This window comes from Leisingera aquaemixtae, assembly GCF_019801145.1.
In the GTDB taxonomy this organism is placed as follows: Bacteria; Pseudomonadota; Alphaproteobacteria; order Rhodobacterales; family Rhodobacteraceae; genus Leisingera; species Leisingera aquaemixtae_A.
Window position 1 is genome coordinate 353,442 of record NZ_JAHVJQ010000004.1, and the last position, 13,404, is coordinate 366,845.

Annotated in this window: 14 protein-coding genes; 11 read left to right on the forward strand and 3 right to left on the reverse strand. The window is 63.8% G+C overall.

Annotation, left to right across the window (positions count from 1 at the left end):
• The first annotated feature begins 156 nt into the window (after positions 1–156).
• A complete protein-coding gene (hemE, locus tag KUW17_RS12030; protein ID WP_222479758.1) occupies positions 157–1,191 on the forward strand; it encodes a uroporphyrinogen decarboxylase in 1,035 nt (344 codons plus the stop codon).
• 63 nt (positions 1,192–1,254) lie between these two features.
• Positions 1,255–1,422 carry a hypothetical protein gene (locus KUW17_RS12035; protein WP_174146211.1) on the forward strand — a complete coding sequence of 56 codons (168 nt, stop codon included), beginning with the start codon at positions 1,255–1,257 and terminating at the stop codon, positions 1,420–1,422.
• A 2-nt stretch (positions 1,423–1,424) separates the two neighbouring features.
• On the opposite strand, the gene KUW17_RS12040 is transcribed toward KUW17_RS12035, so the two are convergent.
• Together KUW17_RS12040 and KUW17_RS12045 are read right to left on the reverse strand one after the other, a co-directional pair.
• The gene (locus tag KUW17_RS12040; RefSeq protein ID WP_222479344.1) at positions 1,425–2,510 is read right to left on the reverse strand and encodes a CaiB/BaiF CoA transferase family protein; all 1,086 of its coding nucleotides are present in this window, start codon (positions 2,508–2,510) and stop codon (positions 1,425–1,427) included.
• A gap of 47 nt (positions 2,511–2,557) precedes the next feature.
• Entirely contained in the window at positions 2,558–3,418 is an 861-nt protein-coding gene (locus tag KUW17_RS12045) for a helix-turn-helix domain-containing protein (protein WP_222479345.1), read from the reverse strand.
• A 104-nt stretch (positions 3,419–3,522) separates the two neighbouring features.
• Here KUW17_RS12045 and pobA point away from each other — a divergent pair, with 104 nt between their 5' ends.
• Positions 3,523–4,704, forward strand: coding sequence for a 4-hydroxybenzoate 3-monooxygenase (pobA, locus tag KUW17_RS12050; RefSeq protein WP_222479347.1), 1,182 nt, complete (start codon positions 3,523–3,525; stop codon positions 4,702–4,704).
• Between the two features lie 226 nt (positions 4,705–4,930).
• Here the strand turns inward: pobA and KUW17_RS12055 are convergent, their stop codons facing one another.
• Complete coding sequence (locus KUW17_RS12055) at positions 4,931–5,602, reverse strand: NAD(P)-dependent oxidoreductase (protein WP_222479349.1); 672 nt, start codon at positions 5,600–5,602, stop codon at positions 4,931–4,933.
• A 176-nt stretch (positions 5,603–5,778) separates the two neighbouring features.
• Between KUW17_RS12055 and KUW17_RS12060 the strand changes: the two genes are divergently transcribed.
• The 8 genes from KUW17_RS12060 to uvrC all read left to right on the forward strand — a co-directional run bounded on the left by KUW17_RS12060 (position 5,779) and on the right by uvrC (position 13,370).
• Positions 5,779–6,306, forward strand: coding sequence for a CoxG family protein (locus KUW17_RS12060; protein ID WP_222479351.1), 528 nt, complete (start codon positions 5,779–5,781; stop codon positions 6,304–6,306).
• A 111-nt stretch (positions 6,307–6,417) separates the two neighbouring features.
• A complete protein-coding gene (locus KUW17_RS12065; protein ID WP_222479353.1) occupies positions 6,418–7,377 on the forward strand; it encodes an ABC transporter ATP-binding protein in 960 nt (319 codons plus the stop codon).
• Entirely contained in the window at positions 7,374–8,135 is a 762-nt protein-coding gene (locus tag KUW17_RS12070) for an ABC transporter permease (RefSeq protein WP_222479355.1), read from the forward strand. The genes KUW17_RS12065 and KUW17_RS12070 overlap by 4 nt, the downstream gene beginning before the upstream one ends.
• Positions 8,136–8,435: 300 nt before the next feature.
• Positions 8,436–9,233: a S49 family peptidase gene (locus KUW17_RS12075; protein ID WP_222479357.1), complete on the forward strand. Its 798-nt coding sequence runs from the start codon at positions 8,436–8,438 to the stop codon at positions 9,231–9,233.
• A 1-nt stretch (position 9,234) separates the two neighbouring features.
• Positions 9,235–9,408: a hypothetical protein gene (locus KUW17_RS12080; protein ID WP_019297160.1), complete on the forward strand. Its 174-nt coding sequence runs from the start codon at positions 9,235–9,237 to the stop codon at positions 9,406–9,408.
• Positions 9,405–10,367, forward strand: coding sequence for a calcium/sodium antiporter (locus KUW17_RS12085; RefSeq protein WP_222479360.1), 963 nt, complete (start codon positions 9,405–9,407; stop codon positions 10,365–10,367). Before KUW17_RS12080 ends, KUW17_RS12085 begins: the two co-directional genes overlap by 4 nt.
• Positions 10,348–11,178, forward strand: a complete 831-nt coding sequence (locus tag KUW17_RS12090; protein WP_315899398.1) for an SDR family oxidoreductase — start codon at positions 10,348–10,350, stop codon at positions 11,176–11,178. Before KUW17_RS12085 ends, KUW17_RS12090 begins: the two co-directional genes overlap by 20 nt.
• Before the next feature lie 299 nt (positions 11,179–11,477).
• Positions 11,478–13,370, forward strand: coding sequence for an excinuclease ABC subunit UvrC (gene uvrC / locus KUW17_RS12095; RefSeq protein ID WP_222479364.1), 1,893 nt, complete (start codon positions 11,478–11,480; stop codon positions 13,368–13,370).
• The last annotated feature ends 34 nt before the right edge of the window (positions 13,371–13,404 follow it).

Here is a 13,404-nt window from a genome sequence, read left to right on the forward strand (position 1 = left end):
GGTGGAAACCGGTTTTTGTGCATGTCCCACAAGCAATGCGCTGGGGCTTTGACATAGAACAAAGCGCAGCGGGCTTGGGCGCGGCAGATCGCTCCTGCTCTTGACATTCCGCCCTTCAGGCGTGACCTCAAGGGGCGAATGATAGCGAGGATGACCATGGCCGTACAAAAGAAGCTGCTGCGCGCATTGGCGGGTGAGAAACAGGATGTGCCGCCGATCTGGATGATGCGCCAGGCGGGCCGTTACCTGCCGGAATACCGTGCAACGCGGGCCGAGGCCGGGGATTTCCTGTCGCTGTGCTACAACTCCGACCTGGCCGCCGAGGTGACGCTGCAGCCGATCCGCCGCTACGGTTTTGATGCCGCGATCCTGTTTGCCGACATCCTGCTGGTGCCGCAGGCGCTGGGTGCCGACCTGTGGTTTGTGACCGGCGAAGGCCCGCGGCTGTCGACCATCACAACTGAGGCGGATTTTGCCAAGCTGGGCCCGGCGAGCGACATCCACGATACACTGAATCCGATCTATGAAACGGTCCGGATCCTGTCGAGTGAGCTGCCGTCCGAGACCACGCTGATCGGTTTCGCCGGCGCGCCCTGGACCGTCGCAACCTATATGATCGCGGGCCGCGGCACCCCGGATCAGGGGCCGGCCCACCGCTTGCGCGAAGAAAACACGGCCCTGTTCGAGGCGCTGCTGGCGCGGATCACCGAAGCGACAATCGATTATCTGTCCAAGCAGATCGAGGCTGGCGCCGAAGTGGTGAAGATCTTTGACAGCTGGGCCGGCTCGCTGAAGGGCGAAGCGTTCCAGAAATACGCGCTGGAACCCTGCCGCCAGATCACCGCGGCGCTGAAAGAACGCCATCCGGGCATCCCCGTCATCGGCTTCCCGCGCGAGGCGGGCGAGAAATACGTGGGCTTTGCCAAGGCGACCGGCGTGGACTGCGTGGCGCTGGACAACTCCGTTGACCCGGTCTGGGCAGCTGCCAATGTGCAGGTGGACGGCTGCGTGCAGGGCAACCTGGCCTCCCGCCACATGGTGACCGGCGGGCAGGAGCTGGTGGACGAAACCCGCCGCATCGTCGAGGCGTTCAGAAACGGCCCGCATATCTTCAACCTCGGCCACGGCATCACGCCGGATGCCAACCCGGACAATGTGCAGCTGATGATCGACACCGTTCGAAACGGCTGATCTTGTGTTATCCATGAAGATGCGGCAATAGCCGCATCTTCGGATACATCCAGAGGTCTCACGATGGACTACAGCAGAATGGGCGGCGCCCGCATGGGCAGCAACAAGCCCCGTCATTCGGAACATAATGCCAAGGGCACCAAGAAGAACCCTTTTGGCAAGCAGTCGGACAAGACCGAACTGCTCAAGCGGATGAAAGCCGCGGCTGAAAAGGCCAAGAAAGAAGACTGACCCTACTTCTGGGCCAGTTCTGCCAGGATTTCCTCCGTGTGCTGGCCGCGCCGGGGGATCTCCGGCGGCGTCCATTCCGGCTGGCCTGAAAACCGCGGGGCCGGGGCGGCCTGCAGCGCGCCCTCCGTCTCCACCCAGGCGCCGCGCGCATTCATCGGATGCGCCATTGCCTCCTCCGGGTTCAGCACCGGGGCTACACAGGCATCTGATCCCTCGAACAGCGCCGCCCAATGATCGCGTGGCTGGCTGGCAAAGATCCCGGCAAGGCGGCCGGTCAGGGCAGGCCAAAGTGCTTTGTCGAACTGCCGCTGAAACTCAGGATCCTCCACCAGACCCAGCTTCTCCAGAAACTGCGCATAGAATTTCGGCTCCAGGCATTGGACCGAGACATAGCCGCCGTCTGCGCAGGCATAGGTGCGGCACCAATGCGGCCCGTCAAGCAGGTTTGCTCCACGTGTGACGCCAAAGTTTCCCGCCTGGCGGATGCTCATCAAGAGGTTCATCATGTGGGCCGACCCGTCATAGATCGCGGCATCCACCACGCAGCCCTCGCCGGTGGCCCCGGCCTTCAGGATGCCCGCCAGCATCCCGGCCACCAGATACATCGCTCCGCCGCCGATATCGCCCACCAGCGTGGCAGGTGTCAGCGGTGCATCGCCGGGGTTCGAGGCGTACCACAACGCTCCCGACAGCGAGATGTAATTGAGGTCATGCCCCGCCGCATGGGCCAGCGGGCTGTCCTGTCCCCAACCGGTCATCCGGCCATAGACCAGGCCTGGGTTCACCGCATGGCAGTCTGCCGGCCCCAGCCCCAGCCGTTCCATCACACCGGGGCGGAAACCCTCGATCAGCCCATGTGCGGTTTCGGCAAGTTTCAGGAAAGTGTCTGCACCGGCGGGGTCCTTGAGGTCCAGGGTGATCGACCGCTTGCCGCGGTCCAGAAGCGAGTTTTCCGGCATCCCCGGTGTACGCCCGGTGTACGGCCGGTGCACGCAGATCACCTCCGCCCCAAGGTCAGCCAGCGTCATCCCGGCAAAGGGGCCGGGGCCCAGGCCTTCGACTTCCAGAATGCGGATCCCCTGCAGCATTTGGCACTCCTCTATGCGGTGTCCGGTTCGGCACAGTCTGCGGCGGCTCAGGCGGTTCCGGCAAGCTGCTGGCGGAATTTCCGTGGCGGCATTCCGGTTCCCTTGGCAAAGACCCGGCTGAAATGGGCCGGATCATTGAACCCCAGCTCATAGGCGATCTGCGCCGCAGTCAGGTTGGTGTAGATCAGCAGCCGGCGCGCCTCGCGCAGGACGCGGGCATTGACCAGCGCCGAGGCAGCCTGCCCGGTCGCCTGCTGAGCGACCCGGTTCAAATGAGTCGGCGATACTGCCAGCTCATCCGCGTATTCCGCCAGCGGGCGGCGCAGGCGGAAGTCGCGCTCGACCAGCGCCTCGAAGCGGGCGAACAGCGGGCTGGCAGAGGATTGCGAAGCGGCGTCCTGATCGGCGGCAATGGCGCGCGCGGCGGCCGAAGTCATGGAAAGCGCCAGTCCGCGCAGCATCTGCGCGCGGCCAAAATCCCGGCGGCCGTATTCGCTGAAAAGCTGTTCTGCCAGATCCCGAAGGCCTTCGGGCAGCTGCAGAACGGCGGGCAGATCCAGCATCGCGCGCACCCCTTCTCCCGGGACCAGGTTCTGGTCGAGGAAGTCGGAGGCAAGAGTAATGACCCAGCCGGTTGTGCCTTTGCCGAAACGGAACCCATGCACCACGCCGCGGGGAACATTAATCAGGCAGGGCGGCGCAAGCGCATGGCTGATTCCGTCAATATCTGCAGCACCTTCGCCCCCCGTCAGGATCAGCAGCTGATGCAGCCGCGTGTGCCGGTGCGGCCGCAATTCCCAGTCGTGCAGCTCTGAACGGGCGCGGATCGTCTCCACATGCAGCACATCGGCCAGTTCGGCTGTTTCGCCGAACAGGTTGTAGCTGTCGATGCGGGCTGAGCGTTGCATGTGCGAAAAATACAAGTTTTAGCGCGCTTGGTCCATTCGCAAAAACAGGCGGCCAGCGCATAATCTCCAGTGCACGAATACAGCAAACGATCAGGGGAACGCGCATGTCTACGCATCAGACGCAGGTTGTCATCATCGGCGGCGGGCCTTCGGGGCTGCTGCTGTCGCAGCTTTTGCACCGCAAGGGGATCGGCTCGATCGTGCTGGAGAAGCATGCCCGGGAGCATGTGCTGGGCCGCATCCGGGCAGGTGTGCTGGAGCATGGTTTCGTCAACCTGATGCGCGAGGCGGGCTGCGGCGCACGTATGGACCGCGAGGGCGAGATCCACGAGGGGTTTCACATCGCCCATCAGGGTCGGCTGGACCGGATCGACCTGGCAGGCCGCACCAGCGGCGAGACGGTGATGGTCTACGGCCAGACCGAGGTGACCCGTGATCTCTACGAAGCGCGGGATGCGATGGGCGGGGCGGTCATTCACGAGGCGCAGAATGTGCAGCCGCAGGCGCTGACCGAAGCGCGCCCCTTCGTCACTTGGGAGCAGGCCGGAGAGGCCCAGCGGGCCGAGTGCGATTTCATTGTGGGCGCCGACGGGTTCCACGGGGTCAGCCGCAAGTCCATTCCCTCTGATGTGCTGAAGGAATATGAGAAGGTCTATCCCTTTGGCTGGCTTGGCGTTCTGTCAGAGACGCCGCCGGTGGCGGAAGAGCTTATCTATGCCCGGCATGAGCGCGGCTTTGCCCTGTGCTCGCTGCGCAGCCGGATGCTCAGCCGCTACTACATCCAGGTGCCGCTGACCGACCGCGTGGAGGATTGGAGCGATGCGGCGTTCTGGGAGGAGCTGAAACGGCGGCTTCCGCAGGATGTGGCTGCAGGCTTGCAAACCGGCCCGTCGATCGAAAAGTCCATCGCGCCGCTGCGCAGCTTCGTGGCCGAGCCGATGCGCTATGGCAATCTGTTCCTGGCAGGCGACGCTGCCCATATCGTGCCGCCCACCGGTGCCAAGGGGCTGAACCTGGCGGCGTCAGACATCCACTATCTCTACCATGGCTTTCTGGACCACTACCTGAAAGGGGACAGTGCGGGGCTGGATGCCTATTCGGAAAAGGCGCTGGCGCGGGTCTGGAAGGCGGAGCGGTTCAGCTGGTGGATGACAAACCTTCTGCACCGGGCGCCGGAGGGATCGGAAACAGACCTGCGGCTGCAAAGGGCTGAACTGGACTACTTGTTTTCCTCAGATGCGGCGCAGGTCTCGCTGGCGGAGAATTATGTGGGGCTGCCCTACTAAGGAGTTGTTCTGCGGCTGACCCGGTTCTCCGGCAAGCCAGCGGCTCCCGCGCCTTTTCCAGGCATCGCAGATGCCCGGCAAAGCCTTGGGCCCGGCGCCGCGCCGGGGCGCGGCGCAGTCCCGCAGAACACCCCCGGGCCATTGTGTGCTTGAACGCGAGCCTGAAGCGAAGCCGCTGCAGCGCGCATTGCGCGCTGCCAGGCCCAACGCGGCCCCAGATCCGGCGTCAGCCGGCCGCCAGGGCAGGGGCGGGAGCGCCCCAGGCGACGGTCAGCTTCTGGCTGCCGCGCGGGGATTCAGCCAGGTCCAGCAATGCTGCGCCAAAATCTGCGAAGGAAATCTGAGAGTTGCCTTCAGTATCAATGACCAGCGTGTCGGTGCCAAAGCGGTAGCTGCCGGTCAGCGGCCCCTCTGACAGCATTGCGGGCGGGCGCAGGCAGGTCCATTGCGCCTCAGTCTCCGCCTCCAGCAGCGCGTCCTGTGCCGCACAGGCCTCGGCAATCGGGCGGACGCTGTCGGGCAGGAAGCCTGGTGCGCTCAGCACCGTGTGGCCGCTGCCGCCTGCCAGTTTCAGCGTTGCGGCGCCGCCGGTCACCAGCACGGGAATGCCCGCCTGCCGCGCAGCCGACAGCGCAGTGCGGGTCAGCGGCACCAGGTCCTCCTCGCGGCCGGCCGGCGGGCGCAGGGCGCTGATCACCAGATCGTGCCCCCTGGCCGCATCCGCCGCGGCGTCTGGCTGTCGCAGCAGATCCAGCGGCCGTGGCGTGACATTTGCGCTGATGGCACCAAGGGCCTGCGGCTTGCGTGCAACGGCGGTGACGTGATGGCCACGGGAAACAGCAGCCTTTAATGCTGCGCCGCCAACGTCGCCGGTAGCGCCAAAAAGAATGATTTTCATGACTTCCTCCTATTTGTCTTGGTGTCGAGATATATGGTATTAAATCTTGACGTCAAGATAAATTTGTCCGGCGGATTGCCAAAGACGGCCAGGCAAGCAGCCGCGGGCTTGGCAGGGCGGGACAGGGCGGCTAGGTCTGATAGGAGCCGCAACAGAGCGTCAGGGAGGCCCAGCACATGCAGATGAGTGACCAGAAAGAGATCGCCGCCGATCCGGCAACTGTCTATGCGGCGCTGCTGTCTCCGGAGGTGCTGAAGGCCTGCGTGCCCGGCGCGCAGGAGGTGACCGGCACGCCGGAGGACGGTTTCGAGGCCACGGTCACTCAGAAGGTCGGCCCGGTCAAAGCCACCTTCAAGGGGCAGGTTGCGCTGTCGGACATGGTCGAAAACGAAAAGCTGACCATTTCCGGCGAGGGCAAGGGCGGCGCGGCCGGCTTTGCCAAGGGCGGCGCTGTCGTGACGCTGGCGCCTTCGGAGGGGGGCACGCTGCTGTCCTATGATGTGGAGGCCAAGGTCGGCGGCAAGCTGGCGCAGCTTGGCAGCCGGATCATTGATGGCTTCGCCAAGAAGATGGCGGACCAGTTCTTTGCCAATCTGCAGGCGCATCTGGGGCCGCAGGATCCCGGCGGCGACGGTGATGCGCCGGAGGGTGAGGGCAATGACGAGAAAAAAGGCTGGTTCAGCAAGGTGACCGGCCGCGGCTGAGCAGGCCCTGCGTCTGCGCAAGCGCACATGTCATTCTGCGGCGCGGGGGCTGGCAGATGCGGCATGCCGCCGCTAGGGTGGCCGGAGATTTGAGCATCTTCCGGAGGCAAAATGGCGGCCATCCTATCCATACGCGATCTGCGCAAGGTCTACAGCGGCGGCTTCACCGCGCTGAAGGGCGTGTCGCTGGACATTGAGGAAGGCGAAATCCTCGCCCTGCTTGGCCCCAATGGTGCCGGGAAGACCACTTTGATCTCAACGGTTTGCGGCATCACCACTGCGACTTCCGGCTCTGTTGCCGTGGGCGGCTTCGACAATGTCTCGCATTTCCGGAATGCGCGCGCCCTGATTGGACTGGTGCCGCAGGAAATCACGCTGGAGCCCTTCACCAAGGTGCTGGATACGGTCACATTCTCCCGCGGCCTGTTCGGCAAGCCCGCCGACCCGGCACTGGTGGAGGAGGTGCTGCGCAAGCTGTCGCTGTGGGAGAAACGCGACAGCCGGATCATGGATCTGTCCGGTGGCATGAAGCGGCGGGTGCTGATCGCCAAGGCGCTGGCGCATGAGCCGCGCATCCTGTTTCTGGACGAGCCGACCGCCGGCGTGGACGTCGAACTGCGCAAGGACATGTGGGAGATTGTCCGCGAGCTGAAGGCGGGCGGTGTCACCATCATCCTGACAACGCATTATATCGAAGAGGCGGAGGCAATTGCCGACCGCGTCGGCGTGATCACCGGCGGGGAGCTGTTGCTGGTCGAGGAGAAGGAGCAGCTGATGGCGCGGATGGGGCAGAAGCAGCTGGAAGTGCAGCTGACCGCGCCGGTCGGGGTGATCCCTGCCTCGCTGTCGCAGCACAATCTGCAACTGGTCAATGGCGGCGGGGCGCTGCTTTACACTTATGACGCACGGGCTGAGCGGACCGGTATCACCACCTTGCTGAATGATGTGGCCCAGGCCGGACTGGTGCTGGCGGATGTGCAGACGCGGGAATCCAGCCTGGAGGATATCTTTGTCGGCCTGGTGTCCGGCGGGCCGGCCTCGAAAGGCGCAGCCGCAGGAGACGCAGCATGAACTGGACCGCAGTTGCCACCATCTACAAGGCGGAAATGGCGCGGTTCTGGCGCACCTTCCTGCAAAGCTTCATCTCGCCTGTCTTGTCCACGTCGCTTTACTTCGTGGTGTTCGGAAGCGCCATCGGCAGCCGCATCCAGGAAGTTGACGGGGTCGAATACGGCGCGTTTATCGTGCCGGGGCTGGTGATGCTGTCGGTGATCACCCAAAGCATCTCCAACGCGTCGTTCGGGATCTACTTTCCTAAATTCATCGGCAATATCTACGAAATCCTGTCGGCGCCGATCAACTTTCTGGAAGTGGTCGCGGGGTTTGTCGGCGCGGCGGCGACCAAATCGCTGTTCATCGGCACCGTGATCCTGTGCACCGCCTCGCTGTTTGTGGACCTTTCGGTCCAGCACCCGCTGGCGATGGTGGCGTTTCTGGTGCTGACATGCCTCAGCTTTTCCTTGATGGGGTTCATCATCGGCATCTGGGCCGGGAATTTCGAACAGCTGCAGCTGGTGCCATTGCTGGTGGTGACGCCGCTGGTGTTCCTGGGCGGGTCCTTCTACTCGATCTCGATGCTGCCGCCGGTCTGGCAGGCGATCACCCTGTTCAACCCGGTAGTCTATCTGGTCTCCGGCTTCCGCTGGGCCTTCTTCGGCCAGGCGGATGTGCCGGTGCTGCTGAGCCTTTGCGCCATTGGCGGCTTTACCTTGGCCTGCATGGGCGTGATCTGGTGGATCTTCAAAACCGGCTGGCGCATCCGGGCCTGATCCGGGCGCTGGAAAAACGGCGGCGGTGCTCCCGCTCGCTGCGGTGCCCGCGGGGCACCTTCCCGATTGGGCCCGGCACGCTGCTCGCGCCGGGCCTTTGCGCATTTTAGTGGCACCAGGCTCGAAGGGCTGCCGGAAATACCAGGCCGCTGCCTTTCCGGCCGGGGCGAGTCAGGGGGTATTTGCCAGGTGCAAACCAGCGTTGCATTTATGCCCGTGGCTGTGCGGTTTTTGCATTTCAGATCAATTCCCCAGGCGGCGCACCTTGTTTCACCCGGGGCGGCCCTCTACATCGGCGCCATGAGATTTCACCTGCCTTTCCTGAAAAGACAGCCGCTGGTGGCGGTGGTGCGCCTCAACGGGGCCATCGGCATGCCCGGCCGCGGCTCCTTGAGCGACAACGCGGTGGCACCGGTGCTGGAGCGCGCGTTCCGCAAGGGGAAACCCGCTGCCGTGGCGCTGGAGATCAATTCGCCCGGCGGGTCGCCGGTGCAAAGCTCGCTGATCGGTGCCCGCATCCGCCACCTGGCCGAGGAGATGGACATCCCGGTCTATGCCTTTGTCGAGGACGTCGCGGCATCGGGCGGCTACTGGCTGGCTGCAGCCGCGGATGAGATCTGGGCTGACGCCAGTTCTGTGCTGGGCTCGGTCGGAGTTATTTCGGCGGGTTTTGGGGCCCACGTGCTGCTGGCCCGCCAGGGGGTGGAGCGGCGCGTCTATACCGCTGGCGACAGCAAATCCATGCTGGATCCGTTCCGCCCGGAAAACCCGGAGGACGTGAAGCGCCTCAAGGTCATCCTGAACGATATCCATGCCAACTTCATCGACCACGTCACGGAACGCCGCGGCTCCAAGCTGCACGGTGATGAAAACCTGTTCACCGGCGAAATCTGGCTGGCGCGCAGGGCAGAAGAACTGGGCCTGATCGACGGTATAGGCCATCTGAAGCCCAAGATGCAGGAACGTTACGGCGAGAAGGTCCGCTTCCGCCGCTATGGTCTCAAGAAACCGTTGCTGAGCCGCTTTGGCATGCAGGTCGCGCAGGATGCGCTGGCCGGGATCGAGGAGCGCGCCGAATACGCGCGTTTCGGTCTCTGACGTGCTGTTCAAGATCGTTGCAATCTTTCTGGTGGTGATGGCCGTGCTTGCGATGTTCGGCAAGCTGCGGTTTCCCGGCCAGAAGCAAATCAATTCCAGGCGCTGCCCGTCCTGCGGCCGCTTCAAGATCGGCAAAGGGCCGTGCGCCTGTAAGAAGGGGGATCGTGGCAAATGATGCCATGGCTGTATTCGGCGCTTGGTCTGGTCATCCTGCTGCTGGCGGGCGACGCGCTGGTGCGGGGTGCGGTGAACCTCAGCCTGCGGCTGGGGGTGCCTGCACTGATCGTCAGCCTGACCATCGTTGCCTTCGGCACCTCGGCGCCGGAACTGCTGATTGCCATCAGCGCCGTGCGCGACGGCGCCGACGGCATTGCGCTCGGTAACGTGGTGGGGTCCAATACCGCCAATATCCTCCTGGTTCTGGGCATTCCTGCGTTGATGCGGGCCCTGCACACCAGTGAATGCAGCACCCGCAGGAACTATGTCTTCATGCTGGGCGCCTCGCTGTTGTTTATTGGCCTGGCCTTCGGAGGCACCTTCACGCTCTGGTCCGGCCTGATCCTGCTGGCCGCGCTGTCTGTGGTGTTGGGGGTGGCCTTCCGTGACGCCCGGAACCATCGCCGCAACGGCAATGGCAATGGCTGTGCCGCGGATGCAGACTTGGAAGAGATCGAGGAAGCTGATCCGGACATGCCGTATTGGCGTGTGGGCATCTACCTGCTGCTGGGCCTGATCGGCCTGCCGCTGGGGGCCGACCTGCTGGTCGACAACGCCACCATCATTGCCCGCCTCTACGGCGTCAGCGAAACCGTGATCGGCCTAACACTTGTGGCGATCGGCACCTCGCTGCCTGAGCTGGCGACGACCGTGATGGCCGCGCTGCGCCGCCAGGCCGATGTGGCTCTGGGCAATGTGATCGGCTCCAACATGTTCAACCTTCTGGCCATCATCGGCATCGCCACCTTTGTCGGACCGATCAGTGTGGACCCGGAGTTCCTGCAGTTCGACCTCTGGGTGATGCTGGCGGCCTCGCTGCTGCTGATCCCGTTTGTCTTCTTCAAGCAGGACATCACCCGCATCTGGGGCGTAATCCTGACCGCTCTCTATCTGGCCTATCTCTTCGTCCTGTTCTAACTCTGTCAGTGCAGGCAGCAGCAGGGAGGCGCAGATGCGGGCATTGGTGACCGGAGCGGGCAGGCGGCTGGGCCGGGCCATGGCGCTGGAGCTGGCGGCGCAAGGTTATGACGTTGCTGTGCACTACGCATCCTCTGCTCAGGAAGCCGAGGGAACGGCCGCGCAGATCCGCGAAATGGGCCGCCGAGCCGTGGCGCTGCAGGCGGACCTTCTGATCGAAGAGGAGGCCGCAGCGCTGCTGCCCCGCGCGGCTGCGGCGCTTGGCGGCCCGGTTGCATGCCTGGTCAACAACGCCTCGGTGTTTGAGCATGACACGCTGGATTCGGCCACCCGGCGCAGCTGGGACCGGCACCTGAACAGCAACCTGCGCGCACCCTTTGTGCTGCTGCAGGCCATGGCCGCGCAGGAGGTGCCGCTGGAGCAGGATACGGGCGGCGAGCCGCGCGCCTGGGGGCTGGCGGTCAACATGATCGACCAGCGGGTGCGCAAGCTGACACCGGAGTTCATGAGCTACACCCTGGCCAAATCGGCGCTGTGGACACTGACGCAGACTGCGGCCCAGGCACTGGCGCCGCGAATCCGCGTCAACGCCATCGGGCCGGGGCCGACCCTGCAGGGGCCGCGGCAAAGCGCAGAGCAGTTTTCCCGCCAGCGCAAGGCCACGATCTTGCAGCGCGGCGCGGATGCCGGCGATATCACGACGGCGCTGTCCTACCTCCTGCAGGCCAAGGCGGTGACCGGCCAGATGATCTGCGTGGACGGCGGTCAGCACCTTGCCTGGCAGACCCCTGACAGCGACGGTCTTGAGTGACGCAAACAGGGGTAAAACTGTCCCTTTCCCTGCAAGTTTTGCACCGGTTCACTTGCCGTCACGGAAGCGTTACAAAAGTGCCTTTCTTTTCAAAACCTTGTCAGGGTTACGATAAAAAGTTCCGTTAATTCAGAACTTTATCAAAGCGCCTAAATTTTAGGCATCCGTCGAAAACCACCCGGAAATAAGAGAAAACGCGGGATAGCCCAAAGATATCTCCGTAGTTATCCACAGCTTCCGTGGATTTCCCCGCTCTTGATCCGGACAGGCAAACGTTGCAGCCAGGCACAGGGAATCATATGTCTGGGCGCATGACTGAACAGCCCGCCGGAACAGCCCCGGATTCGCCCGCCCGCACCGGTTATGCGGTGATCCAGGATTATGTAAAAACGCTGGACGCATCGCCTGGCGTTTACCGGATGCTGGATGCGGACAGCCGGGTTCTCTACGTGGGCAAGGCGCGCAACCTCAAGGCGCGGGTGTCGAACTATACCCGCCCAGGCAACAGCCCGCGGATCGAGCGGATGATCGCGCTCACTGCCTCGATGATGTTCCTGACCACCCGGACGGAAACCGAGGCGCTGCTCTTGGAGCAGAACCTGATCAAGCAGCTGAAGCCCAAGTACAATGTGCTGCTGCGCGATGACAAAAGCTTCCCGAATATTCTGGTCGCCAAGGATCACGCCTTTCCGCAGATCAAGAAGCACCGCGGCGCCCGCAAGCAGAAGGGCAGTTACTTTGGCCCCTTTGCCAGCGCCGGCGCGGTGAACCGGACCCTGAACCAGCTGCAAAAGGCGTTCCTGCTGCGCAACTGCTCGGATTCCATGTTCGAGACCCGCACACGCCCTTGCCTGCAGTATCAGATCAAACGCTGCACCGCGCCTTGCACCGGGCTGATCAGCGAAGAGGATTACGCCGCCAGTGTGCGCGACGCCGAACGTTTCCTGTCCGGCCGCTCCACCAAGATCCAGGAGGAGCTGGCAGAGCAGATGATGGCCGCCTCAGAGGCGATGGAGTTTGAGCGCGCCGCCGCGCTGCGCGACCGGATCAAGGCGCTGACCCAGGTGCAAACCTCGCAAGGCATCAACCCGCGCGGGGTGGCAGAGGCGGATGTGATCGGTCTGCACATGGATGGCGGCCAGGCCTGCGTGCAGGTCTTCTTCATCCGCGCCAACCAGAACTGGGGCAATCAGGATTTCTACCCGCGGGTGGATGCAGATAACAGCCCGGCGGAAATCATGGAGGCGTTCCTGGGCCAGTTTTACAGCAACAAGGAACCGCCGCGGCAGCTGATCCTGTCCGACGGTATCGAAAATGCCGACCTGATGGAGGCTGCGCTGAGCGAGAAAGCAGACCGCAAGGTCGAGCTGCTAGTGCCGCAGCGCGGCGAAAAGACAGAGCTGGTGGCCTTTGCGGTGCGCAACGCCCGGGAAAGCCTGGCCCGCCGCATGGCCGAAAGCGCCACCCAGGCCAAACTGCTGCGCGGTCTGGCCGAGGCTTTCGGCCTGGACGGCCCGCCGCAACGGATCGAAGTCTACGACAACTCCCATATCCAGGGCACCAATGCCGTTGGCGGCATGATCGTGATGGGGCCGGATGGCTTCCTGAAAAACGCCTACCGCAAGTTCAATATCAGGGGTGACGATCTGGTGCCGGGCGATGACTTCGGCATGATGAAGGAGGTTCTGAACCGCCGCTTCTCGCGCCTGCTGAAGGAAGATCCCGACCGTGCCAAGGGCCTTTGGCCGGATCTGCTGCTGATCGACGGCGGCGCCGGGCAGGTCTCTGCCGTGGCGGAGATCATGGAAGAGCACGGCGTGCAGGACATTCCGATGGTCGGCGTCGCCAAGGGCGTGGACCGCGATCACGGCAAGGAAGAATTCTACCGCCCCGGCGAGAGCGCCTTTGCCCTGCAGCGCAATGATCCGGTGCTCTATTTCATCCAGCGGATGCGGGACGAGGCGCACCGCTTTGCGATCGGCACCCACCGCGCCAAACGCGCCAAGGCGGTCAGCGCCACCCCGCTGGACGAGGTGCCGGGGGTCGGGGCCTCGCGCAAGCGGGCGCTGCTGGCGCATTTCGGCAGCGCCAAAGCCGTCAGCCGTGCCAACCTGGCCGACCTCAAGGCGGTGGACGGGATCTCCGAAGCCCTGGCAGAGCGGATTTACGACCACTTCCATGCGCAGGGGTAACTGTCCGTTCTGGTTAAAAACGCAGACGCGCTCT

Bases quoted from the DNA above. Each gene is read 5' to 3' on its own strand.
- hemE (WP_222479758.1), top strand. From the start codon at position 157: ATGGCCGTACAAAAGAAGCTGCTGCGCGCATTGGCGGGTGAGAAACAG.
- KUW17_RS12035 (WP_174146211.1), top strand. From the start codon at position 1,255: ATGGACTACAGCAGAATGGGCGGCGCCCGCATGGGCAGCAACAAGCCC.
- KUW17_RS12040 (WP_222479344.1), bottom strand. From the start codon at position 2,510: ATGCTGCAGGGGATCCGCATTCTGGAAGTCGAAGGCCTGGGCCCCGGC.
- KUW17_RS12045 (WP_222479345.1), bottom strand. From the start codon at position 3,418: ATGCAACGCTCAGCCCGCATCGACAGCTACAACCTGTTCGGCGAAACA.
- pobA (WP_222479347.1), top strand. From the start codon at position 3,523: ATGTCTACGCATCAGACGCAGGTTGTCATCATCGGCGGCGGGCCTTCG.
- KUW17_RS12055 (WP_222479349.1), bottom strand. From the start codon at position 5,602: ATGAAAATCATTCTTTTTGGCGCTACCGGCGACGTTGGCGGCGCAGCA.
- KUW17_RS12060 (WP_222479351.1), top strand. From the start codon at position 5,779: ATGCAGATGAGTGACCAGAAAGAGATCGCCGCCGATCCGGCAACTGTC.
- KUW17_RS12065 (WP_222479353.1), top strand. From the start codon at position 6,418: ATGGCGGCCATCCTATCCATACGCGATCTGCGCAAGGTCTACAGCGGC.
- KUW17_RS12070 (WP_222479355.1), top strand. From the start codon at position 7,374: ATGAACTGGACCGCAGTTGCCACCATCTACAAGGCGGAAATGGCGCGG.
- KUW17_RS12075 (WP_222479357.1), top strand. From the start codon at position 8,436: ATGAGATTTCACCTGCCTTTCCTGAAAAGACAGCCGCTGGTGGCGGTG.
- KUW17_RS12085 (WP_222479360.1), top strand. From the start codon at position 9,405: ATGATGCCATGGCTGTATTCGGCGCTTGGTCTGGTCATCCTGCTGCTG.
- uvrC (WP_222479364.1), top strand. From the start codon at position 11,478: ATGTCTGGGCGCATGACTGAACAGCCCGCCGGAACAGCCCCGGATTCG.